26 protein-coding genes and 1 tRNA gene are annotated in these 22350 nt (G+C 71.6%); 13 read left to right on the plus strand and 14 right to left on the minus strand.

Going from position 1 to position 22350, the window contains the following annotated elements:
* Positions 1-321: 321 nt before the first annotated feature.
* The 3 genes from FED44_RS36130 (at position 322) to FED44_RS31125 (ending at position 2485) form a co-directional block, all read left to right on the plus strand.
* The gene (locus tag FED44_RS36130) at positions 322-561 is read left to right on the plus strand and encodes a hypothetical protein (protein WP_117408459.1); all 240 of its coding nucleotides are present in this window, start codon (positions 322-324) and stop codon (positions 559-561) included.
* Positions 562-668: 107 nt separating this feature from the next.
* On the plus strand, positions 669-1664 hold the full coding sequence (locus FED44_RS31120; protein ID WP_167521640.1) for an aldose 1-epimerase family protein: 996 nt from the start codon (positions 669-671) through the stop codon (positions 1662-1664).
* 353 nt (positions 1665-2017) lie between these two features.
* Positions 2018-2485, plus strand: coding sequence for an ATP-binding protein (locus FED44_RS31125; RefSeq protein ID WP_165900797.1), 468 nt, complete (start codon positions 2018-2020; stop codon positions 2483-2485).
* 35 nt (positions 2486-2520) lie between these two features.
* Here the strand turns inward: FED44_RS31125 and FED44_RS31130 are convergent, their stop codons facing one another.
* Positions 2521-3060, minus strand: a complete 540-nt coding sequence (locus FED44_RS31130) for a shikimate kinase (RefSeq protein WP_208759272.1) — start codon at positions 3058-3060, stop codon at positions 2521-2523.
* Between the two features lie 85 nt (positions 3061-3145).
* On the opposite strand from FED44_RS31130, the gene FED44_RS31135 reads away from it, so the two are divergent.
* Positions 3146-3403, plus strand: a complete 258-nt coding sequence (locus FED44_RS31135) for a DUF6458 family protein (protein WP_117408497.1) — start codon at positions 3146-3148, stop codon at positions 3401-3403.
* A gap of 42 nt (positions 3404-3445) precedes the next feature.
* Entirely contained in the window at positions 3446-3838 is a 393-nt protein-coding gene (locus tag FED44_RS31140; protein WP_138462908.1) for a ChaB family protein, read from the plus strand.
* A 102-nt stretch (positions 3839-3940) separates the two neighbouring features.
* On the opposite strand, the gene FED44_RS31145 is transcribed toward FED44_RS31140, so the two are convergent.
* The 4 genes from FED44_RS31145 to rfaE2 form a co-directional block, all read right to left on the minus strand.
* On the minus strand, positions 3941-5767 hold the full coding sequence (locus FED44_RS31145) for a transketolase (RefSeq protein WP_138462909.1): 1827 nt from the start codon (positions 5765-5767) through the stop codon (positions 3941-3943).
* Between the two features lie 92 nt (positions 5768-5859).
* A complete protein-coding gene (locus tag FED44_RS31150) occupies positions 5860-6852 on the minus strand; it encodes an SDR family oxidoreductase (RefSeq protein ID WP_138462951.1) in 993 nt (330 codons plus the stop codon).
* Positions 6853-6862: 10 nt separating this feature from the next.
* Positions 6863-7111, minus strand: a complete 249-nt coding sequence (locus tag FED44_RS31155) for a hypothetical protein (protein WP_133306076.1) — start codon at positions 7109-7111, stop codon at positions 6863-6865.
* 10 nt (positions 7112-7121) lie between these two features.
* A complete protein-coding gene (gene rfaE2 / locus FED44_RS31160; protein ID WP_117408465.1) occupies positions 7122-8567 on the minus strand; it encodes a D-glycero-beta-D-manno-heptose 1-phosphate adenylyltransferase in 1446 nt (481 codons plus the stop codon).
* A 199-nt stretch (positions 8568-8766) separates the two neighbouring features.
* On the opposite strand from rfaE2, the gene FED44_RS31165 reads away from it, so the two are divergent.
* Complete coding sequence (locus tag FED44_RS31165; protein WP_117408466.1) at positions 8767-9816, plus strand: glycosyltransferase family 9 protein; 1050 nt, start codon at positions 8767-8769, stop codon at positions 9814-9816.
* A complete protein-coding gene (locus FED44_RS31170; RefSeq protein WP_138462910.1) occupies positions 9813-10952 on the plus strand; it encodes a DNA topoisomerase IB in 1140 nt (379 codons plus the stop codon). The genes FED44_RS31165 and FED44_RS31170 overlap by 4 nt, the downstream gene beginning before the upstream one ends.
* Positions 10953-11082: 130 nt before the next feature.
* Here FED44_RS31170 and FED44_RS31175 read toward each other — a convergent pair whose 3' ends face one another.
* Both FED44_RS31175 and FED44_RS31180 read right to left on the minus strand, forming a co-directional pair.
* Complete coding sequence (locus FED44_RS31175; protein WP_117408468.1) at positions 11083-11997, minus strand: glycosyltransferase family 9 protein; 915 nt, start codon at positions 11995-11997, stop codon at positions 11083-11085.
* 27 nt (positions 11998-12024) lie between these two features.
* On the minus strand, positions 12025-13233 hold the full coding sequence (locus FED44_RS31180; RefSeq protein ID WP_138462911.1) for a glycosyltransferase: 1209 nt from the start codon (positions 13231-13233) through the stop codon (positions 12025-12027).
* A 499-nt stretch (positions 13234-13732) separates the two neighbouring features.
* Here FED44_RS31180 and FED44_RS31185 point away from each other — a divergent pair, with 499 nt between their 5' ends.
* Positions 13733-13978, plus strand: coding sequence for a BON domain-containing protein (locus FED44_RS31185; protein WP_117408470.1), 246 nt, complete (start codon positions 13733-13735; stop codon positions 13976-13978).
* The gene (locus FED44_RS31190; protein ID WP_208759273.1) at positions 13975-14703 is read left to right on the plus strand and encodes a metallophosphoesterase family protein; all 729 of its coding nucleotides are present in this window, start codon (positions 13975-13977) and stop codon (positions 14701-14703) included. The genes FED44_RS31185 and FED44_RS31190 overlap by 4 nt, the downstream gene beginning before the upstream one ends.
* 141 nt (positions 14704-14844) lie before the next feature.
* Here FED44_RS31190 and FED44_RS36135 read toward each other — a convergent pair whose 3' ends face one another.
* A complete protein-coding gene (locus tag FED44_RS36135; RefSeq protein WP_165900798.1) occupies positions 14845-14994 on the minus strand; it encodes a GPGG-motif small membrane protein in 150 nt (49 codons plus the stop codon).
* 120 nt (positions 14995-15114) lie between these two features.
* On the opposite strand from FED44_RS36135, the gene FED44_RS31195 reads away from it, so the two are divergent.
* Positions 15115-16077 carry a TIGR03557 family F420-dependent LLM class oxidoreductase gene (locus FED44_RS31195; protein WP_138462912.1) on the plus strand — a complete coding sequence of 321 codons (963 nt, stop codon included), beginning with the start codon at positions 15115-15117 and terminating at the stop codon, positions 16075-16077.
* 55 nt (positions 16078-16132) lie between these two features.
* Here FED44_RS31195 and FED44_RS31200 read toward each other — a convergent pair whose 3' ends face one another.
* Both FED44_RS31200 and FED44_RS31205 read right to left on the minus strand, forming a co-directional pair.
* Positions 16133-16624: a DUF6328 family protein gene (locus FED44_RS31200; protein WP_117408472.1), complete on the minus strand. Its 492-nt coding sequence runs from the start codon at positions 16622-16624 to the stop codon at positions 16133-16135.
* Positions 16621-17121, minus strand: coding sequence for a DUF1360 domain-containing protein (locus FED44_RS31205; RefSeq protein ID WP_117408473.1), 501 nt, complete (start codon positions 17119-17121; stop codon positions 16621-16623). Before FED44_RS31205 ends, FED44_RS31200 begins: the two co-directional genes overlap by 4 nt.
* Positions 17122-17176: 55 nt before the next feature.
* Between FED44_RS31205 and FED44_RS31210 the strand changes: the two genes are divergently transcribed.
* A complete protein-coding gene (locus tag FED44_RS31210; RefSeq protein ID WP_117408474.1) occupies positions 17177-17773 on the plus strand; it encodes a nucleotidyltransferase in 597 nt (198 codons plus the stop codon).
* A 118-nt stretch (positions 17774-17891) separates the two neighbouring features.
* On the opposite strand, the gene FED44_RS31215 is transcribed toward FED44_RS31210, so the two are convergent.
* Positions 17892-18254, minus strand: coding sequence for a PRC-barrel domain-containing protein (locus FED44_RS31215; protein WP_117408475.1), 363 nt, complete (start codon positions 18252-18254; stop codon positions 17892-17894).
* A 136-nt stretch (positions 18255-18390) separates the two neighbouring features.
* Between FED44_RS31215 and FED44_RS31220 the strand changes: the two genes are divergently transcribed.
* A tRNA-Lys gene (locus FED44_RS31220) sits at positions 18391-18467 on the plus strand.
* A 200-nt stretch (positions 18468-18667) separates the two neighbouring features.
* On the opposite strand, the gene FED44_RS31225 is transcribed toward FED44_RS31220, so the two are convergent.
* Both FED44_RS31225 and FED44_RS31230 read right to left on the minus strand, forming a co-directional pair.
* Positions 18668-18868 (minus strand): hypothetical protein, encoded by a 201-nt coding sequence (locus tag FED44_RS31225; protein WP_138462913.1) that lies wholly within the window; start codon positions 18866-18868, stop codon positions 18668-18670.
* 125 nt (positions 18869-18993) lie between these two features.
* Positions 18994-19905, minus strand: a complete 912-nt coding sequence (locus tag FED44_RS31230) for a hypothetical protein (RefSeq protein ID WP_138462914.1) — start codon at positions 19903-19905, stop codon at positions 18994-18996.
* Between the two features lie 381 nt (positions 19906-20286).
* Between FED44_RS31230 and FED44_RS31235 the strand changes: the two genes are divergently transcribed.
* Positions 20287-20940 (plus strand): HAD family hydrolase, encoded by a 654-nt coding sequence (locus FED44_RS31235; RefSeq protein ID WP_138462915.1) that lies wholly within the window; start codon positions 20287-20289, stop codon positions 20938-20940.
* 52 nt (positions 20941-20992) lie between these two features.
* On the opposite strand, the gene FED44_RS31240 is transcribed toward FED44_RS31235, so the two are convergent.
* Positions 20993-22333 (minus strand): helix-turn-helix domain-containing protein, encoded by a 1341-nt coding sequence (locus tag FED44_RS31240; protein ID WP_138462916.1) that lies wholly within the window; start codon positions 22331-22333, stop codon positions 20993-20995.
* Positions 22334-22350 lie beyond the last annotated feature (17 nt).

The raw sequence follows: 22350 nt of genomic DNA on the forward strand, positions 1-22350 counted from the left end.
ATCTCCCCCCTGACCGCCTGGCTGACAAGGTAGTAAAACCATGTCCGGTGTGACAGGAGAGCGGACGTTTGCCTCCTGCCACCGTCCCGTTCCTCCGGGTTCCGGCGTGGATCGTCAGGGTCGCGCCCGGGCGAGGCATGGGACGGATGGGGTTGGAGGAACGGGGATCAGGTGGTGGTGAAGTCACCGCAGCCCTGGGGGAGATCTTCACCCGGGCCGCGGTGGCGGGCCCTCCGGATGGGGGAGATGGCCTCTCACTACCAATCGTGTCCGGACGAGCACATCGTTGTGTCCCGGCACCGAGCCTGGAGGTGGTGACGAGTGCGGTTCTCCGCCGAGGACGCTGCGTACAGACAACTGAGCAGCGAGTACGCCGGCCGCTGGTCGGTCTGGAGAAGCGACGCCGGCCGCTGGTACGCGACCCGCATGACGCGGTCGCTGTCCAGGATCGAGATGGACCGGGGGCTGATCATGACCGCCTGCGGGGAGAGCGCGGACGAGCTGCGCGCGCTTCTCATGGTCCAGGAAGGCCTGGCGGGCCAGCCGCTCCCCTCCTCCTGACAGCCGTGAGAGCCGTGACGGCCGGGCGGGGTGCGGGCCAGGGGCAGGGCGGGGCGGGTGCGGGTCTGGTGGGATTAGTGGGAAAACGGGGGGGGAAGATCGGTTTCATGACAGAACCGGTGGACCGCCGACCCGTCCCCCCGACCGGTACGCAGCACGTCATCGCCGCGCACGGCTACCGGGCGATCGTCACCGAGGTGGGCGCGGGCCTTCGTGCCCTCACGTTCCGGGACCGGCCCCTCGTCATGTCGTACCCGGAGGGTAAGTCCCCCGTGGGCGGCGCCGGCCAACTGCTGCTCCCGTGGCCGAACCGGGTCAGGAACGGCCGGTACGACGCCGATGGCGATACGCGGCAGCTCGCGATCACCGAGCCGCGGACCGGCAACGCCGCGCACGGCTTCACCCGCCTGCTGCCCTGGACGGTCCTCGACGCCGGCGAGACCTCGGTCCGCCTCGGGCTGCGGCTGTTCCCCCAGCCCGGTTATCCGCACGTGCTCGACCTCACGGCGTCGTACGCGCTGGGTGAGGCGGGCCTGGAGGTCGAGGTGTCGGCGGTCAACGTGGGGGAGGGCGTCGCGCCGTACGGCATGGGGGCGCATCCCTACCTGACGCTCGGCGAGGAGGCCGTAGAAACCGGGCACGACGCGGGCCATGACGCCGGGCACGGCACGGCGGACGACGCCGTGCTGGAACTGCCCGCGGCCGAGTGGACGCCTGTGGACGAGCAGCAGATCCCGGTCGGCCGCCGGACGGTCGAGGGCACCGAGTACGACTTCCGGGCGGGACGCCGCGTCGGCGGCACCGTGCTCGACACGCCCTTCACGAACCTGGAGCGCGACGCCGGCGGCTTGGTGCGGGCACGGCTCAGGACCGCCGACGGCTCCCGGGGCGTGGAGCTGTGGGGCGGGCCGGGCATCGAGTGGCTCCAGGTCTTCACCGGTGACACGCTCGCCGCGCCCTACCGGCGCTCGGGGGTCGCGGTCGAGCCGATGAGCTGCCCGCCGAACGCCTTCGCGAGCGGGGAGTGCCTGGTGCGCCTGGCCCCGGGCGAGCGGGCCACCCACCGGTGGGGGATCACCGCCCTGCCCGCGGCCGGAGCCTGACCGGCCGGCCGGAGAGGCCGCACGCCTCCGGAGCGGGCACGACACGGCACGGCGGGATTCCGGTCCGCGCCAAACGGAAGAGACGGAAGTGGCTGATTTCAGCTACTTTCATGACCACTCCCGAGGCCCGCGCGGACACCGGCGCGGCGGCCGGTCGCCCCGCGCTCCCGTAGTCCGCGCCCCTAGCTGCGGCGACGGCGCCGGAAGGCCGGTCACGCCGCCGTCGCGGTCTCCGCACGCATCACAGATCGGGCATTGACCGGAAACAATCTTGTTTCTTTGAATTCACACGACCACGTTGTGTCCCGTATCTTGAGTCGTGGGAGCGCTCCCATAGCCTTAAGGAGGCGCGCGTGTCTCTCCCCTTCGGTGCGGCGCCGGTTGACCCGGCCCCCGTCTGGACCGCCGAGTGCCTCCTGCCCGCCGTCGGCGCGAGTGTCGCGACCGCGCGCTCCCTCGTCCGTCGTGAGCTCGGCCGATGGGGCCTGGACGCGCTGGTCGACGACTGCTGTCTGATCGTGAGCGAGCTCGCCTCCAACGTCGTGCGGCACGGCGGCAACGTCTTCACTCTCCGGCTCGGCAGCAACGGCTGCTGGGTGTACGGCGAGGTGTTCGACCAGGGCGACGGAGTGCCGTGCCAGCGTGACGCCGACCCGGAGTCGGTGAGCGGCCGGGGGCTGCTCATCGTGGACGAGCTCGCCGACGACTGGGGCGTGGCCGCCGCGGGCCGGGGCGGCAAGACCGTCTGGTTCCTGGCCGGGACGGGCAGCCGGTCGCTGCTGCCCGTCGTTCCGCACCAGTCACGCATCGCCGTCTGCTGACCCCGGACGCCCAGCCGTCCGCCTCGCCGTCCCCCTCACCGTTTCTCGGACGCTCCGGAGATCCGCGCCCCGTCCAGATGGGCCAGCACGGCGTCCGCGATCTCCTCGGGCGTGTGCGCGGCGGGGTCGAGTGTCAGGTCCGCCACCTCCTGGAAGCCCGGCAGCCGCAGGTCGCGCTGCTCGGTCAGCATGCGCACCAGGTCGGGCTTGAAATGCGGCCGGTGGGGGCTCGACTTCATCCGCTCGGCGAGGACCTCGGGCGGGCCGTCGAGGAACACCACGAAGGCGGGGGCCAGCGCGTTGCGCGTCTCGGGGTCCTCGACCGTGCTGGCCGCGGCGGCGATCACCGGTGACCGGTCGTCCGTCAGCGCGTCCCGCAGCACCAGCGCCTCGCGCGCGTGCAGCTCGTCGGGGCCCAGATCCGCCGCGATCACCGCGGCGGTCGTGCCGTACCTGGCTTCGAGATCGGCGTCGCTGTCGCGCATGGGGCGGTCGAGGGCGGCGGCGAGCAACCGTGCGACGGTGCTTTTGCCCGCGCCCATGAGTCCCATGACCACGACGGGGGTATCGGTCATGTTGGCCATGCTGCCCCATACGCCCACCGGCATGCGACGTTTGGAATCCGTGGAGGGGATAGAGCACAAGGCGAAGGAGGAAGCCATGACCATCGCCGGAAGCATCATCCTCATCATGTTGGGGGCCATCCTCACCTGGGCGGTCGACTTCACGATCGCGGGTCTCGACATCCAGGTCATCGGAGTGATCCTGATGGTGGGCGGCCTGGCCGGGCTGCTCTTCGGGATCTGGCGCATGACGACGCTGCGCCGCCGGACCACCGTCACCGCCGCCGCCCCCCTCGACGCCACCACCACTCGCCGTCAGGTGTACGAGGAGCGGCGCTACGACGACCCCATCTGATCCCCCCGCCCGACTTCTGATGGTCTGAAGGGAGGCATGGACATGCCGGGACGTAAGGAACTGCCCTCGACCCTGGAGCGCTCGCCCAAGGAGGCCCAGGAGACCTGGATCAAGGCGCACGACTCCGCCGTCGAGACGTACGGCGAGGGCGAGCGCGCCCACCGCACGGCGTTCTCCGCGCTCAAGCACTCCTTCGAGAAGGTGGGCGACCACTGGGAGAAGAAGAAGGGGCGCGGGCCGTCGGACGAGCAGGCGAGGAAGAGCACGCCCAAGCAGGGCGAGACCGCCGAGGGCGTCGACGCCAACGCGTCCAAGCAGCACCTGTACGACGTCGCCAGCCGACTCGGCATCCCGGGCCGCTCCAAGATGACCAAGGACGAGCTGGTCGACGCCATCAAGAAGGCCAACCGCAGGGCGACCGCCAAGGCCCGCTGACAGCGCCGCGGGACCAGCTCATACAACGATGAACACGGAAACCGCGCCGCCGGACCGCCCTCAGGGGCCACGGTCCGGCGGCGCTTCCACGTGTAACGGACGTCAGGGGAGCATGGCGAGGACGGCCTCGCGGATGGCGGTCCTGTCGATGCCGGCGTCCCGGAGCTGTTCCGCGGAGCCCGCGCTTCCGGGCATCCGCGCCACGGCCAGCTTGCGCACCGGCACCGGGTTCTCCGCGAGCGCCGAGAGCACGGCGTCGCCCAGCCCGCCCTCCGGCCAGTGGTCCTCCACCGTGACGACCCTGCCCGTGGCGGTAGCCATCGCGACCAGTTCAGGCGAGTCGAGCGGCTTGACGGAGTAGGCGTCGATTACGGTGACGGAGACGCCGTCCCCGGCGAGCAGGTCGGCGGCGGCCAGGGCCTCGTGCACGGTGACGCCCGCGGCCACGATCGTCGCCTGGCCGCCGGTCCGCAGGACCTTGCACCCGCCCACCGGGAACTCCTCGTCCGGCCCGTAGATCACCGGGGTCTCGCCCCTGGTGGTGCGGAGATAGCGGATGCCCTCCAGGCCGGCCATGTCCGCGACCAGCCGGGCCGTCTGGTTCGCGTCGCACGGATACAGCACGGTGCTGCCGTGCACCGCGCGGAAGGCCGCGAGGTCCTCCAGGCCCATCTGGGAGGGGCCGTCCTCGCCGATGGACACGCCGCCGTGCGAGCCGACGAGGCAGAGCCCGGCCCGGCTCACCGCGGCCATCCGGACGAAGTCGTACGCCCTGGTCAGGAAGGCGGCGAACGTCGCGACGTACGGGGTCCAGCCGCGCGCCTGCATGCCGGTCGCGGCCGCCACCATCTGCTGCTCGGCGATGTAGAACTCGAAGAAGCGCTCCGGATGCGCTTCGGCGAACGTCTCCAGCTTCGTCGAGTCGGCCACCTCGCCGTCGAGCGCGACCACGTCGCCCCGGGCCGTGCCGAGCGCGGCCAGGGCCTCGCCGAAGGCGGTCCGCGTCGCCACCTCCTCGCCCAGCTCGTACTTGGGCAGGACGAGCGGTCCGTCGGCGTACCGGTACGGCACGCCCTGCGAGGCGGGCGGGGTCATCGGCACGGTCAGCGAGCGGGGGCCGCCGAGCTCGCCGAGCGCCTGCTCGGCGTCGGCCAGTGGCTTGCCGTGCTTGCCCTCGCGGTCCTCGACCGCCGACACTCCGCGGCCCTTGCAGGTCCTGGCGATGATCGCGGTCGGGCGGCGCCGGGTGGCCCGGGCGTCCGCGAGGGCGAAGTCGATCTGGCCGGGGTCGTGGCCGTCGATCTCGATGGTGTGCCAGCCGAAGGCGCCGAGCCTGGCGGCGTACGCGGCGAGGTCCCAGCCGTGCCGGGTGGGGCCACGCTGGCCGAGCCGGTTCACGTCGACGATCACCGTGAGGTTGTTCAGTCCCTCGTGCCCGGCGTGCTCGAAGGCCTCCCACATCGATCCCTCGGCGAGCTCGCTGTCGCCGCACAGCACCCACACGTGGTTCGGCAGCCGGTCCAGCCGCCGCGCCGCCAGCGCGAGCCCCACGCCGACGGGCAGTCCGAATCCCAGCGAACCGGTGGCCACGTCGACGAACGGCACATCCGGCGTCGGATGCCCCTCCAGACGGCTGCCGCGCCTGCGGAAGGTCAGCAGTTCCTCGTCGGACACGACGCCCATAGCCTTGAGCATGGCGTAGAGGAGAGGGGAGGCGTGCCCCTTGGAGAAGACCAGGTGGTCGTTCGCCGGGTCGGCCGGGTTCTCGACGTCCACGCGGAGCTGCCGCGCGAGCAGTACGGCCATCAGCTCGGCCGCCGACATCGAGGACGTCGGGTGCCCCGAGCCGGCGGCAGCGGCGGCCCGCACCGAGTCCACCCGGAGCTGGGCCGCGAGTTCGCACAGGAACCGGTAGTCAAGCTCGTCCATCGTCCTCGACTACCCGGGTACGCCCCTTCGTATCGCCAGAAATGGGGCGTACCCGATAAATCAGTGTTTTCTTGTAAGTTACGGCTCTGCGGTCAGCGGCGGCGCAGCCCGATACCGGCGACGGCGGCGGCCCCGAGGGCGGCGGCGGCGACCAGGCCGCGGTGCTGCGACATCCACAGCTGCGCGCTCCGGCCGTGCGAACGCCGGTCGAAACCGCCGTGCGCGCCGTAGTCCTTGTCCTCGTCGGCCGGCTCCCACAGGTTGGAGACGCCGGTCGGCGCCTTCTCGGTGGTGAGCTGCGACTTGACGCCGGTCCTGGCGAGGTAGCGGTCGAGCAGGGCGGGCACCGCCCGCTGCCCCATGATCGTGGCCGCGGTCATCCCGCCGACCCAGTACTCCTTCCGCTCCGGGTGCTCGGCGGCGTGGACGATCGCCCGTGCCGCCACCTCCGGCTGGTAGATCGGCGGCACCGGCTGGGCGTGGCGCCGCATCCGGTTCAGCCCCCAGTCGAACTGCGGGGTGTTCAGGGCCGGCAGCTGCACCATCGTGATCTTCACGCCGGAGTCCTCGGCGAGCAGCTCCGTCCGCACCGACTCGGTGAAGCCGCTGATGGCGTGCTTGGCCCCGCAGTACGCCGACTGCAGCGGGATCGACCGGTAGGCCAGGGCCGAGCCCGCCTGCACGATCGCGCCCTTGTCCCGTGGTTTCATCAGCTCCAGGGCCACGCGGGTGCCCCACACGTAGCCGAGATAGGTCACCTTGGTCTCACGTTCGTACTCCTCCGGGGTGATCTGGAGGAACGGCGCGAAGACCGTCGTGAACGCGATGTTGATCCAGACGTCGATCGGCCCGAGCTCGGCCTCGGCCTGCTGGGCGGCCGCGCGGACCTGGTCGTAGTCGGAGACGTCCGCGGCGAAGACCTTGGCGGTCCCGCCCTCGGCTCCGACGTCGACGGCGGCGCCCGCCAGGCCCGCCTCCCCGCGTGCCACGAGGGCGACCTTCGCGCCCTCGGCTCCGAGCTGCCTGACCACGGCGCGGCCCACCCCGCCGCTCGCCCCGGTCACCACCACGACCTTGCCCCGCAGGCTCACCTCGTCATCCTCTCGATTGCGGCCCGCCGCCGAGTCTCTTCTGCCTGCGCACGGCGAGGAGCATGGCGGTCCCGACGACCGCCATGATCGCCAGGACGACCCCCGTCAGCCACCACAGGCGGCCGACGAAGGAGAGCACCAGCACGGCGAAGCAGAAGACCAGAGCGAACGACCCGATGCGGACGTAGATAACGTCCATCGGGGTCGCCTCGACCATGGGCTTTCCGGTCGGCGAACGTTGTTCTTCGGTCATGAACGGCCCCCTACCCTCGAATCCGGTTCACTATCGCGGTCGTCGACCTGTCCGGGACGTACCCGAGCACCCGCACCTCGCCGCCGAGCTCCCTGACCAGGTCGGCCTCGGGCAGCAGGTCAGGGTGGTAGTCGCCGCCCTTGACGTACACGTCCGGCCGGACCATCCGCAGCAGCTCGACCGGGCTGTCCTCGTCGAAGACGGTGATGTAGTCGACGCAGCCCATCGCTGCGAGCACCGCGACCCGGTCCTCGCAGCGGTTGATCGGCCGTCCCGGGCCCTTCAGCCGGGCCACCCCGGCGTCGCCGTTGACCGCCACGACCAGCACGTCGCCGAGCCGGGCGGCCTCCTCCAGACAGGCCACGTGGCCTCGGTGCAGCACGTCGAAGCAGCCGTTGGTGAACACGACGCGCCTGCCCTCGGCGCGGTCGCGCTCCAGGCAGGCGGCCAGCCGCCCGGGCGGCAGCGCGACGTCGGGGCGCAGCGCCTGCACCAGGTCCTCACGGGTGCACACGGCGGTGCCCGGGCGGCGTACCACCACGCTCGCCGCGGCCTGCGCGATGTCGGCGGCCCGCTCCGGCCCGGCGCCGGCCGCGAGGCTCAGGGAGAACGCGGCGGTGAACGTGTCGCCCGCGCCGATGCTCATCGTGTCGGGCGCGGGGCTCGCGAAGGTGCGATGCGGCTCCCGGCCGCGCCGGTGCAGGAGGGTGCCCTGGCCGTCCAGGGTGGTGACCACCAGTTCCGCGCCGGTGGCCTCGACGATCTCCTCCGACCGCGCGGACAGGAAGGCGACCCGGTCGTGGTCACCGCCCTCGCCGAGCAGCCGCACGATCTCGGCGTAGTTGGGCAGCACGGCCTTGGGGCGGCACTCCCGCCAGGCCGCCACGTCGTGGGCGTCCACCACGAGGACCGGCGCCCCCCGGGAGCCCGCGCTCCGGTCGGCGCTGAGCTCGCACAGCAGCCGGCGTACGGCCGGGGTGCAGACGCCGCCGCCGTAGTCGCAGGCGACGATGACGTCCGCGTGCGCCGCCAGCCGGGTGATCTCGTCGATGAGCTCGCGTTCCGCCGCCTCGGGCAGCGGCGCGTCGTCCTCCTCGTCGTACCGGGCCACGATCTGGCCGTCCGTCAGCACCCGCCGCTTGACGGGCGTCCGCAGGCTCCGCACGATGACCAGGCCCTCGATGTCGAGCCGTCCCAGGGTCGCGTTGAGCGTCGCCCCCGCGGGGTCGGCGCCGGTGACGCCGACCATGTGGACCCGCGCGCCGAGCGCGGCGAGGTTCACGGCCGTGTTGGCGGCGCCGCCCGGCTGGTCCTCGATCCGTTCGATGGTCACGACCGGGACCGGAGCCTCCTGGGCCATTCGCTTGGTGCGCCCCCGCAGCCACGAGTCGAGCATCACGTCCCCGACGACGACGGCTGTGACTTCACCGAAGCGGTTGAGCGTCTCTTCCGTCATACCAGGGCGGCTACCCCGGCGGACGCAGGGAAAACAACAGTCACGCCAGGCGCGCCCGCTCGGTTTGGCGGGCCGGCACGGGGGTAACCGGGAGCAGACCGCTCCACACGAGCGCCCCGCCGGTGGTCAGCCGGCGGGCCGGACGGAATGGGGGGTGTCCGATGGACGAGAGGACGCGGGGAACCAGAGGTTCGTGCCCATGAGCGCGTTGCTCGTCGAAGGCGTCGAGCGGATCGCCGTCCTGCGGGCCAACGCGCTCGGCGACCTGCTGCTGGCCCTGCCCGCGATCGGGGCGCTGCGCCGGGCCTACCCGGCTGCGAAGATCACTCTGCTGGGCCGTGAGTGGCACGCGAAGTTCCTGCGGGGCCGCCCCGGCCCGGTGGACGAGGTCGTGCCCCTGCCGCCCATCTCTGGCGTCTCCTCCCCGGCGGACGGGTCCGCCGCCCCCGAGGAGCTGTACGAGCACCTGCGCGAGCGCAGGTTCGACCTGGCCGTCCAGATGCACGGCGGCGGGCGCAACTCCAACCCGTTCATCCGCCGCCTCGGCGCGCGGCTGACCGCCGGGCTGCGCGCCCCCGACGCCGAACCGCTCGACCGCTGGGTGCCGTACGTCCACTACCAGCACGAGACGCTGCGCTACCTGGAGGTCGCGGGCCTGCTCGGCGCGGCGACCAGCGAGATCGAACCGAGGGTCGAGGTCGTCAGGGAGGACTGGGCCGAGCTCAACCGCGTGCTGGGCAAGGTGCCGCGCGGCCTGGTGGCGATCCATCCCGGCGCGCGCGACCGGCGCAGGCGCTGGCCCCCGGAGCGGTTCGCGGAGGTCGCCGACCGGCTCGGCCGGCCGGTGGTGGTGACGGGCGTCGAGGAGGAGCGCGACCTCGTCGAGAAGGTCGTCGCCCAGATGCAGGCCCCGGCGAGAGCCGTGATCGGGGAGCTGTCACTCGGCGGCCTCACCGCGCTGTACGCCGCCTGCGACCTGCTCGTCTCCAACGACACCGGGCCACGGCACCTGGCCGCGGCGACCGGCACGCCCACGGTCGGCGTCTACTGGTGCGGCAACATGATCAACTGGGGGCCGCTGAGCAGGGGCCACAACCGGCCGCTCATCTCCTGGACGTCGCGCTGCCCCGTCTGCGGCGCGGGCGCGACCAAGGACGGCATGCGGGAGTGCGGCCACCGGGACGTCTCCTGGGTCGCCGACGTCGGCGTCGACGACGTGCTCGAACAGGCCTGGGACCTGCTGCGATGAGCACGGCCGCGGCCGAGGTGTTCCAGGCGAAGCCCGTCGAGCTGCGGCCGAGCGATCCGGCCGAGCCGGGCATCAGGCGCCGCCGCCGGGGGCGCGGGTTCAGCTACACCTGGGCCTCCGGCCGGCCCGTGCGCGACCGCGCCGCGCTGCTCCGGATCAGGGCCCTCGCGATACCGCCGGCCTGGACCGACGTCTGGATCTGCGCCCATCCGAACGGCCACCTGCAGGCGGTGGGGACCGACTCCGCCGGCCGGCGACAGTACCGCTACCACGACGAGTGGCGAAGGCAGCAGGACGAGGCCAAGTTCGACCATGTGCTGGAGATCGCCGAACGCCTCCCCGCGTTCCGGGAACGGGTCGCGCGGGACCTGCGCGGCGAGGGGCTGGGCCGCGAACGGGTGCTGGCCACGGCCGCCCGGATGCTCGACATCGGCTTCTTCCGGGTCGGCGGCGAGGAGTACACCGACTCCTACGGCCTGGCCACGCTCAGGACCTCGCACGTGAAGTGCGGCGACGGCAGGGTCGTGTGCCGCTATCTCGCCAAGGGCCGCAAGGAGCGGGAGCAGGTGCTCGCCGACGCCGAGGTCTGCGAGGTCCTGACCGCGCTGTCGAAGGGACACCGCGGCGAACTGCTGCGGTACCGCGCCGACGAGAGCGCCGGTGAGGGGGCCGGCGAGACGGGGGAGGGGGCGTGGGTGGACGTGCGCAGCGCCGACATCAACGCCTATCTCAGGGACGCCTTCGGCTCCGACGTCTCGGCCAAGGACTTCCGCACCTGGCACGCCACCGTGCTCGCGGCCGTCGGGCTCGCCGTCTCCCGGCCGGTGCGCAGCGGCGCCGGCCGCAAGCGCGCGGTGTCCCGGGTAATGAAGGAGGTGTCGGAGTATCTCGGCAACACCCCGTCGGTGTGCCGCGCCTCCTACGTGGACCCGCGTCTCGTCGCGCTGTACGAGAAGGGCCGGACCATCCCCCTCGAACGGCTGGCCGAGGACGCCGAAGGCGGGCTCGCCACGCACGGACCGGTCGAGCAGGCCGTCATCGCCCTCCTGCGGCAGGCGCCGTCCCGGCGATCGGCGCGGCGATCGGCACAGCGGTCGGCACGGCGCCGGCGCCACAAGGACCGCCGGGCCGCCTGACCCCTGTCACTTAAAGGGGCCGCCTGGACGAGGCCGCCTCGAACGGGCCGCCTCCACCGTGCGGCCGCCTCCGTCGTTCTTTCCGGGGCCGCCTCGCGCGCGCGAGGCGGCACGTCGAGAGGAGAGGCGGTCAGCGCACCCCCGCCCCGAGGGCCTGTACCGCGGCGTCGATCACCTGGGTCGCCGAGATCGCCCCGGCGTCCCCGGCCTCGTGCAGCAGCGGGTGCCGGCGGCCGTCCGGAGGCGACACCAGCACCGAGGGCGTCCGGTAGGCCGCCGCGAGCCGCGTCAGCGCGACGTCGCCACTGATCACCAGGCGGGCCCCGGCGACCAGCGCGCACAACTGCCGCAGCGACGTGCGGCCGGCCAGCACGATCTGCGGCGGCAGCACCGCCCGGGTCGCCACGAGCAGCGCCATCGGCCGCTCGCGCAGGCTCCCGGTGATCACGACGGGCAGGCCGTCGTCCGCCAGCGTCCGCGCCACCTTGGCGAAGCGCTCCGCGGGCCAGCGCAGCGACGTGCCGCCCGCTCCCGGGTGGATCACGACCGCCCCCGGCGCCGGGCTGGCCGTCAGGGGCGTGGGCAGCGTCGTGTCCTCGGGGTCGGCAGGCACGCCGTACCACCGCAGCAGGCGGCACCAGCGCAGCACCTCGTGCTCGCCCGGTTGCCACCACGGCCCCCTGACCCAGGGCACGTCCCGGTTGGCGTACGCCCACAGGCGGTCGACGCCCCTGCCCTCGTGCCGCAGGTTCAGCAGGACGTGGTGGCTGCGCGGCCCCCGGCCGTGCAGGTTCACGGCGAGGTCCGGCAGGAGCGGGGGATGCCCGGCGTCCTCCTCGCCCGGACCGGGCCACGACAGCGGCGCGAGCCCGCGGGCGGGCAGGATGCGGTCCACCGCGCCGGTGAGCGCCGCCAGTTCGCTCAGCTCCGGCGGGCACGCGAGGACGACGCGCAGCCCGTGCCGGCGCAGGGCGCGCAGCGCCGGCACGACGGTGAGTAAGCCGCCGATGCCGTCGGAGCGCAGCACGAGAGCCGTGGACGTCACCGGCTCACCTCCGGGGGGCGACGCCGCTCACGACGCGCTCCGGTCGAGGTGGCGGACGGGCAGCACCTGGTCGTAGGCGGCCAGGGTCTCGCCGGCGATCCGGCCCCAGTTGTACCTGGCCCGGGCGCGGTCCGCCCCGGCGATGCCGTACGCCGTGCGCCGCACCGGGTCGTCGATCAGCCGGCGCAGCGCCCTGGCCAGCACGGCGGGGCGACGAGGCGGGACGAGGACGCCGGTCACGTTGTTGACGACGGTCTCCCGCTGCCCGCCGACGGCCGAGGCGACGACCGGGACGCCGCAGGCCATCGCCTCCAGCGCCACCATGCCGAACGGCTCGTACCACGGGACGGACACGACCGCGGTGGCCGAGCGCATCAGCGCGGGGAGCCTGTCGCGCTCGACGCGGCCGAGGAAGCGGACCCGGTCGGACACCCCCGCCTGGGCCGCGAGCCAGCGCAGCCGGGTCACCTCGGGGTCGCGGTGCAGTTCGGCCGCCGGGGGGCCGCCCGCGACGACCAGTTCGGCGTCCCTCAGGTACTGCAGGGCGAGGATCGTGGTCTCCACGCCCTTGCGCGGCACCAGCCGGCCCACCGACAGCAGGCGCGGGCGGCCCGGCCGCTCCAGCGGCCGTACGTGGGGATTGAAGGCGGTCACGTCCACCCCGCAGGGGACCACCCGTGCGGTCCGGCGCGGCACCCGCAGGCGGATCAGCTCGTCCACCTCGTCGCCGCAGGTCGCGATGACGGCGTCCACGCGCCGCCCGATCTCGGCCTCGGCCTCCACGCGGTCGCGCGGGCTGGTGTCGGCCGGGCCCTGGTGGCGCCGCTTGACGCTGCCGAGAGCGTGGTAGGTGTGCACGACGGGAATCCGCAGCTTCTCCGCCGCAGCGAGCGCGGCCAGGCCGCTCATCCAGAAGTGGCTGTGCACGACGTCGGGCCGGTCGAACAGCCACCGGTCGTGCAGCCACTTCCCGAAGTGGGGGACCCAGGGAAGGATCTCGTCCTTGGGGATCACGGAGGCGGGACCCGCGGGGACGTGGACGACGTCCACACCGGGGGCGAAGGCGACGGTTTCCGCGAGGTCCTCACGGTCCTTGCGCGTGTAGACGGTGACCTCGTGGCCGGCTCGGGCGAGTTCGCGGGCGAGCGCGGCGACGTGCACGTTCTGGCCGCCCGCGTCGACGCCGCCGAGCGTGGCGAGTGGGTTGGCATGCTCCGAGACCATAGCGATCTTCACTGGGGGTTCCTCCATGAGCGGCAGTGGCGGGTACCCGGCTCGGGAGTCAGGGAGTCCAGGTGAACGGGCCCGGCGACCGGGGGCGCCTCAGGAGCCGGTCGTGTACGGCGGGCCGTTGCGGGCGAGGGGCGGAGGGCGGGCCCGGGGCCCGTGAGCGGCAGGGCGCGCGCCGCAGGGGCGTCGCCGGGGGCGGCCGTCAGGGGGGAGGCCGCGGCGTGGGAGCCGTCGGAGAGGAGGGGGAGACAGGTGCCGACGCCGATGTGTTCCGTGCCCGCGGCGGTTCTCTCAGGGCGGGGGGAAGACTGGTCGCACGTTCCCAAGACGCTCCTCCAACATGGCATGCTCACGCCAAGGAGGTACCTGCGTCTTAGGCACCAGGAATATCAACCACCTTAACCCCCTGGGGCCCGCCAAACCAGTGTTTTCGCCGGGAAAGGCCAGTGGTTTCGCCAGGGAAGCTCCGGGCAGCGCTCATCTAAAAGGCCTAGGGGGTTCAGAGATGGAGACGCCGCACTATGTCGCGGCCCGCGTGCAGCGGGCTCTCGCGGAGGACGAACGGACCACCGAGCTGGGCATCCGGGTCGACGTGCGGGGAGAACAGGTCTACCTGCGCGGGCAGGTGTCCTGCGACGAGCGGCGGCACCAGATCGAGAACGTCGCCCGCGAAGCTGCTCCGGGCCTGCACGTACACAACGAGATCAGTCTGGTGGAGGTGCGGGAGCCGGGAGAGGAGGAACACCTGTGACGGAGTTGCGCATCGCCGCCGTAGCGGACATCCACCTGGGCGAGGACCTGCGCGGCCACTATCGCAAGAAGATCGAGGGCATCGAGCGCCGCGCCGACGTGCTGCTCGTGGGGGGCGACCTCACCAGGCACGGCACGATCGCCGAGGGCCGGGTGGTCGCCGAGGAACTGAGCGGCCTGCCCATTCCGGTGGTCGCCGTGCTCGGCAACCACGACTACCACTCCGACCACAACCAGGAGATCATCGACCTCCTGCGGGACGCGGGCATCACCGTGCTGGACGACGAGGGCACCGTGGTCCCCGTCGACGGCGTACGGCTGGGAGTGGCCGGCGGCAAGGGCTTCGGCGGCGGCTTCGCCGGGAAGTGCGCCAGCGAGTTCGGGGAGCCGGAGACGAAGGCGTTCGTCCGGCACACCAAAGACATCGCCGAGAGGTGGCGGCGGGCGCTGAAGGAACTGGACGCCGACCACAAGATCGTGCTCAGCCACTACTCCCCGGTCAAGGACACGCTGATGGGCGAGCCTCCGGAGATCTATCCGTTCCTCGGCAGCTACATGCTGGCCGAGGCGGCGGACGCGGAGGGCGCCGACCTGTTCATCCACGGGCACGCGCACGCGGGCACGGAGAAGGGCGTCACCCCCGGCGGCATCCGGGTGCGCAACGTGGCCCTGCCGGTCATCAAGCACGCCTACACCGTCTACTGCCTCAACGGCGACGACTGCTGAGCGACCGCTGCCGCGCGACCGCCGGGCGAGCGGACGACGCGCCCCGGCGGGCGTCCGCCGGATACGGAACGGCGACCGGTTGTTGGAACCGGTCGCCGTTCCGTATGAGATCAGAGTGGTGCCAGATCAGGGTGTACGCGGCTAGGGATTGAAGATGCTGACACCCCCGGGGCCGATGAGGAACCCGAGGACGATGAGGACGATCCCCCAGAGGATGTCCCGACGGGCCAGGATGACGTAGATCCCGGCGATGACCAGTACCACGGCGATGATCCAAAGCAGAGTAGCCATGGCCCTCCACTGCCCTCGCGAGGGGGCACGTAACATCATCCAGTCCTGAGCCCGAATGAATTTGCGGCCAAAGCACACATTGTTACGTTTGCTTGACCTGATTCGGGCATGTGGTGATACATGACTACTTTCGGATATTTTCTGTCGAGCGAGGAACACGATCCCAAGGAGCTCGTACGGCAGGCGAAATTAGCCGAGGAGGCCGGGTTCGAGGCTCTCTGGATCTCCGACCACTATCACCCCTGGCTCGACGAGCAGGGGGAGAGCTCCTTCGTGTGGTCCGTCATCGGAGCCGTCTCGCAGGCCACCTCGCTGCCGGTGACGACCGCGGTCACCTGTCCGATCATCCGCATCCACCCGGCGATCATCGCTCAGGCGGCGGCCACCGCCCAGATCCTGCTCGACGGGAGGTTCCGCCTGGGGGTCGGCACCGGCGAGGCGCTCAACGAGCACATCCTCGGCGACCAGTGGCCCCCCGCCGAAGAGCGGCAGCGGATGCTGGAGGAGGCCGTCGACGTCATCCGCGAGCTGTGGACGGGTGAGCTGGTGACGTACCACGGGGAGTTCTACGAGGTCGACACGGCGCGGCTGTACTCGCTTCCCGACCAGCCTCCGCCGATCTACATCTCGGGCTTCGGGCCCAAGTCGGTGGAGCTGGCCGGCCGGCTGGGCGACGGATACATCCACACCGCTCCGGCGGGCGACATGGTGGAGGCGTTCCACAAGGCGGGCGGCGAGGGCAAGCCGTCGGCCGCCGGGCTCAAGGTCTGCTGGGCGGACGACGAGGCCGAGGCGCGCAAGACCGTCCACCGGCTCTGGCCCAATCAGGGCATTCCAGGTGAGGCCGCCCAGCTCCTGCCGCTGCCGCGGCACTTCGAGCAGCTCTCGGAGCTCGTCACGGAGGAGGCCGCCACCGCCTCGACGCCCTGCGGGTCCTCACCCGAGGCGCACCTGGACGCCATCCGCCAGTACGTGGACGCGGGCTTCGACGAGGTCTACATCGCCCAGATCGGCCCGGAGCAGGAGGGGTTCTTCTCCTTCTACTCCGCGGAGATCCTGCCGAGACTGAAGGACGGACGGTAGGCCGCGCGTACGAAGCGGAGCGCGACCGCGGTGAACCGCGGTCGCGCTCCCCGTCTCAGGCGTCGTTCCTGACCAGGCGCAGCGACAGCAGCGGCTGGACGAACCACAGCCAGGCGCAGAGCAGCGCCACTCCCGTTCCCACCGCCGCGGCGGGCCAGGCGCTGGTCAGCGCGTCCAGGACCAGAGCGGTGGAGCAGGCCATGGCGACGGCCAGGGACATCGCCCCGGCCACGCCCAGCCGGTTGGCCCGGCGCAGCAGCAGTTCCTTGAGTCCTGACCGGAACAGGATGCGGTGCTGGGTCGCCGGAGCGATCGTGCAGATCGACGCGAACGCCGCGCTGACGACGGCGATGTAGAACAGCCAGTTCCCGGTCGTGTCGATCTTCCCGAAACCGGAGGAGAACGGGAGCGTCAGCAGGAATGCGAACAGCACCTGCACGCCCGTCGCGGCCACCCGCAGACCCTGCAGCAGCTCACCGAGCTCGCGGTCGACCCGCTCCTTCGGGTTCTCGTCGGTGTTCTCCAGGGGTTCGAGCACTTCGCTCATTCGGAGGCCTTCATCAGCCGGACGTAGGCGAACTGGAGCCAGTCGGAGATCGCCACGGCCGCCATGGTGGCGCCCGCGAGCCGGGTCAGCCGGGGAAAGAACACCGTGCCCGCGGCGTATCCGGTCGCCACCCACTGGGACAGGCAGAACGGGCAGGTCAGCAGCTCGCCCACGGCGTGCTGCAACCCGTGACCACGGACCTTCTCGTTCAGCTCGGCCGGGCCGGAGACGCCCTCATAACGGGTGAAGGGGGCGCGTAACGGGCTGGTCACCGGGTCCTTGGCCAGCGTCCGTGAGAGCCGGTGCGTGAACAGGCCCATGAGCATGAGGTCCATCGGGCCGATCTTCTCGGGCGGCTTCCGGCCGGTCAGCTTGGCCGTGGCCAGCAACGCGGAAACGGCCCCGCCGTACACCGCGAGAACCCGTGTGTACGAGGAGAGCGGACGGTTCTCCTCGCCCTCGTAGGCGCGCTTGATCTCCTGCAGGGTCTCGGTCATGAGCGCGCCCTACCCTCGATTGTTTGCGGCGAACATTGCTGGGCAAGCGACGTGAGTGGGTAGTCACAGTCACGAAGTCACCGACGCGATTCTCGAAACGCTCAAGCGCGCCGGCTCCGGGCTCAAGGAGGCCGGGGTGCGCTTCGCCCTGGCCGGAGGCTGCGCCGGATATGCGAGGGGCGCCGCGCCATCGCTGCACGACGTCGACTTCGCTCTGCTGGAGGAAGACGTCCCGCTCGCGCTGAAGACCCTGGAGAGCCTGGGTTTCCGGACCGCGAGACCACCGGAGGACTGGCTGGTCAAGGCGTTCGACGAGGAAGGCGTGCTCGTCGACCTGATCTTCTCGCTCGCCGAACGGCCCGTCACCGAGGCCATGCTGGCCCGGGCCGAGCCGATCAACGTCGCCGCGCTGAGCCTGCCCGTCCTCGAAGCCACCGACCTGGTGATCTCCTGGATCATGCCGCTGTCCGAGCACGCCTGCGACTACGGCTCGCTGCTGCCGATGGTCCGGGCGATGCGCGAACAGGTGGACTGGGACCGGGTCGCCTCTGTCGTGGCCCCGTCGCCGTACGCCTCGACGTTCGTCACGCTGCTGGAGAAACTGCGCATCGTCGCTCCTACGAATCCGACATCCGACGCCACCTGGCCATGAAGGTTTTCCGTCCGGCTGACGTGCGGGCCCGCCCGGCCGGGCGGGCCCGCACGTGGTGAGGGGCCACGCCGTCGCGGCGCGGCCCCTCACTTCGTCATGCTGTCAGTCGGTCATGCCGTCACAGGGCCTCGCTGTGGGGGAAGCGCCCGTAGTAGTCGGCCAGGCGGTCCCGGTACTCGGGCTGCATCACCGCCGCCTCGTCGTACTCCGGTGCGTTCTTGATCTCCTGCTTGGTCCTGGTGACGAAGACCTTGCGATCCTCGCGGTCGATGCTCTTCACCACGCTCGCGGGGAGCATGACCTTCCTGCCGAAGATCCAGGGGCCCGTGTCGACGACGATGTAGCTCTGGCCGGCCTCGTAGGTGGCCTCGTCCACAGATCCGATTTTCCCGTCCACGGCCTGGACGTCGTATCCGACGATGTCCATCTGCCCTCCGGCGCCGTACACGGTGTCGGGATACGACCAGAGATCCGGTGTCATGGGTGACTCTCCCTTCGTCGTCACTGACCTATCCCGGAGCACGGAATGGGAATACCCCGGCGACGTAAGAGCAGGACAGGGCGCGGCCGCGCCCTGGCGCGGGAGACCTCCGGATGCCGCTACTCTTGTGGTGCGGGCGCCGCTAGCTCAGTTGGTTAGAGCAGCTGACTCTTAATCAGCGGGTCCGGGGTTCGAGTCCCTGGCGGCGCACCATCACCGCGGTTCACTACCGCGGTTCGTGACACCGCTTCTACGAAGCAGCTCAGCGCGTCCCGGCTCCGGCCGTGGCGCGCTGATCTTTTTCAGTACGTCGAGACGGACGGCCGGACGGTCACCGTCCGGCCGGACGAGCGGGTGGCCGCCACGCTCGGCAACAACTTCACGGCGGGATCCGGGTACCGGAACGGCTGGCGTCAGTGCTGGGAGGCCTCGTACCAGAGGTAGGGGATCGACCAGTCCCAGTGCTCGGCCTCGTCCATCTCCCGTACCGGATCGGGCTCGGGAGACCACAGCACCGCGCCGGGGACGCCGAACTGGGCGGCCCAGTATCGCCCGAGCCGTACGAATCCCCGGCCGAGAGCGCAGGCCATCCGCTTCACCAGTGCGAACATCACCGGGCATCACTCCTCGTACGCTCTGGCACGACACCGCTTGTGACCCAGACCACCATGGATCTGGAAATAGAGATTTAATCTGGTCGATTACCGGAAGTAAATGGTCAGACGGCCTCATGGCGGTCTCAGGCGCCGAGCAGTTCGTGCAGGCCCCAGCCGTCGGCGTCCTCCACCACCCGCAACGCCAGCTCCGCGCGGCCGGCCATGTCGAGCGGGGCGACTCCGGAGACCGCGTGACCGTGCGCGAGCCGGTCGAGCGCGGCCCCGACGAGAGGCCCCGCCGTCCGTACGGTCGAGGGCAGCGCGATGGAACGCGTCGATCCGCCGTACAGCACGATGTTGCGCTGGCGGTAGAGGCGCCGGAAGCAGCCGCGCAGATAACGCTCCACCCGGCCCAGCGTCACGTCGAGGTCGCGTCGCAGACGCGGGTCTGCCTCGCGGATGCGGAGGTCGTAGCTCAGCGCGGTCAGTTCGGCGCGCGGCCATCCGGCGGTCACCAGGGCTGCGGCGCGATCCGCGGCCACCGCCCGGCCGTCATCGCGGTGCGCCTCGTCGGTGTCGCAGAATAGCAGTGACTCGATCGCGGCCCACGCTCCGGCGACGGCGGTGCTCGGAGAGCTCTCCGTGAGCGGCGCGGCCAGTTCGAGCGCGTCGTCGATGCGCAGGCCGTGGGCGCCGGAGTCGGGCAGATCGTAGAGCACGCCCACCCGTTCCAGGGAGAGCACGGTCACCGCCGGATCGCCCCGCCGGAAGTCCTGCGGGTCGGCCAGGCCGGTGAGGAACACCTTGGGATAGACGTCCAGCGCCGTCTGGCCGCGCCGATACCGCACCCTGTTGCGCACCCGGTCGAACAGCTCGGTCACCTGCTGCACCGCCGAGACATGATCGCGCGCCCGTACGCGGAAGAGCAGCCCGCCACTCGCACGGACGGCCGTCACCTGCGGAAACTGAGTGAGCAGGCGGTGACGCACCTCTTCCTTCGCCACCCAGTGCGGAGACTTGAGCGCCACCTGCGGGGCGGGCACCTTGTCCTGCATGACGATCAGCCCTTCGTACTCGCGATCGCCATGCGACTCCAGATCGGCCAGAGAGCCCTGCGAGAGAACATGGCGCCCGGTCCAGTCGCCCCCGCGTGCAGGAACTGCTGGAATCCTGGCGGCCCTGGCATCGCCGCCTGTGGGATGTGGGCACCGTGCTCGCCCTGCGCGAAGCCGTGGAGGCGGCCTTGTGCGGCATCCAGTTTGGCCGATCAAGGCTCGACCGTCACAGTGTTCGTACAACTCGAATAAGCTCCGTTATGCCATCCGGCTCGCGGCGCGTACGGCTGCGCCTCGTGACGCTTCCGGCTGTCCTGCGAGGGCAGTGAAACCCCGGTCCTCCGCGTATCGTTCTCGAAACGCGAGTGACTGGAGGTGGCGATGCGGCTGGAGGCCGTCTTCTTCGACGTCGGAGAGACCCTCGTGGACGAGACCCGGGAGTACGGCACCTGGGCCGACTGGCTCGGAGTGCCACGGCACACCTTCTCCGCCGTGTTCGGCGCCGTCATCGCTCGTGGCGGGGACTACCGGGAGACTTTCCAGCACTTCCGGCCGGGGTTCGACCTCCACGCGGAACGGGAGCGCCGGGCCCGCGAGGGGCAGGCCGAGACGTTCGGCGAGGAGAACCTCTATTCCGACGCGCGGTCGTGCCTCGCCGAACTGCGGGCGATGGGGCTGCGTGTCGGGCTCGCCGGCAACCAGACCGCCCGGGCTGAGGGCATCCTGCGCGCCCTCGGCCTGCCAGTGGACGTGATCGGCACCTCCGACGGCTGGGGCGTGGAGAAGCCCGCCCCGGCCTTCTTCGAGCGCGTGGTGGCGGAGGCCGGCTGTCCCGCGGGGTCGGTTCTCTACGTGGGCGACCGGATCGACAACGACATCCGGCCCGCGCAGCGGGCCGGGCTGCGCACCGCCCTCGTACGGCGGGGCCCCTGGGGCCACGTCCTCAAGGACGAGTCGGTGGCCCGGGCGTGCCTGTTCCACGTCGACTCGCTCGACGAGTTACCCGCCCTGGTCCGCAAGCACAACGGCGACTGAGAGCCTCCCGGGCGTCCGGAGTGGCGGCTGATCGTGGCCGGCGCGGCCGCGGTCACATCGTGAGCTCGGAGAACCGGGCGCGGCCGAGGTCGGTCAGCCGTTCGCCCAGTTGGCGCGTCGCCGCCGCGGGCGGCAGCGCCTCCAGCACCCCACGGACGCGATCATGGCCGATCGCGTACCAGTGCTCCTCCAGTGCTTCGACGGCCCGCCTGAGGTGCTCGGCGGCCTGGTCGCCGTCGGCCGGGGCGTGGGCGGCGGCGAGGTCGGCGAACAGCACCGAGCGCTGTTTGCCGCCGTTCGGGCCGAGGTGGTCGAGTGCCGTGCGCAGCCGGCGGGCCGCCTCCTCGTGCTGGCCGGCGGTGAGCGCGCTGTATCCGGCGAAGCCGTCGAGCCGGGCGCGCTCGAAGAAGTCCAGCCAGGGAGGGTCGTCCCCGCTCGTGTCGATCATCTGGTCGGCCCGGTCGATGTGCCGCATGCACTCCTTGGGCTCGCCGCACCGGGCGGTGATCTCCGAGGCGACGCAGTGGAGCCACGCCCTGGTCAGCGGGCCGACGCCGTGCCAGGCGTGTGCGAACGCCGCGTCGAGCAGCCCCAGCGCGTCGGAGCGGCGGCGGTCGAAGCCGGGGACGAACGCCGCGTGGGCGAGCACGGCGGCGGCGAGCGCGTGGTCTCCGCACTCCCGGGTCGCCGACAGGGCCAGCCGGAACAGCCGCGTGGCCGTGTGGCACTCCTCCAGATCGAAGAAGGCCACCCTGCCGGACAGCAGGGCAGAGCGCGCGGCCGCCTCGGCGAGCGTCTGCCGCACGGCTCCCTCCGGAGCGGCGCGCAGCAGGCTCGTGCCGAGCCGGGTGTGGGCGACCGACGCCTGGAAGATCTCCTCCGGGGGCGAGGTCCAGTAGAGCGCGGCCTGCCGGTCGACGACCCGGGCGAACGCCTCGGCCGACTCGGCGTCGACCCCGCGCCCGCGCTCCACCGCCGCCGGGAGACGCTCGCCGCCCTCGCCGAGGAGCGGGGCGAGCACGCCCGCGCCTAAGAGGTTCCGCAGGAACGTGGAGCGGTCGATGCCGTCTGCGGTGATCATGCTCAGCAGCCTCCCAATCTCGTCCACCACCTCCGTCACCGGCCGCATGGCCATCTCGTCGGGGGTGAGCAGTCCCAGTTCGCTCGCGGACTTGCCGAAAATCGTCACGAGATGCTTGCGGTAGCGCGGGTCCGGCCACCGCTCGCCCGTCTCCCACCGGCGGACGGTGTTCGCCGTGAGGCCCGTGTCCTTCTCCCCGCACGCCCGCATGGCCGTACGGATGCGTTCGCACAGTTCCTCGTAGGACCACCCGCGCTGCAGGCGTTCCCATGCGAGCCGGCGATTCGGCGGATGACGGTGGCTGGCCGGCATGTCGCACCCCTCCTCGC

Source organism: Microbispora triticiradicis, assembly GCF_005864065.1.
GTDB classification, from domain to species: domain Bacteria; phylum Actinomycetota; class Actinomycetes; order Streptosporangiales; family Streptosporangiaceae; genus Microbispora; species Microbispora triticiradicis.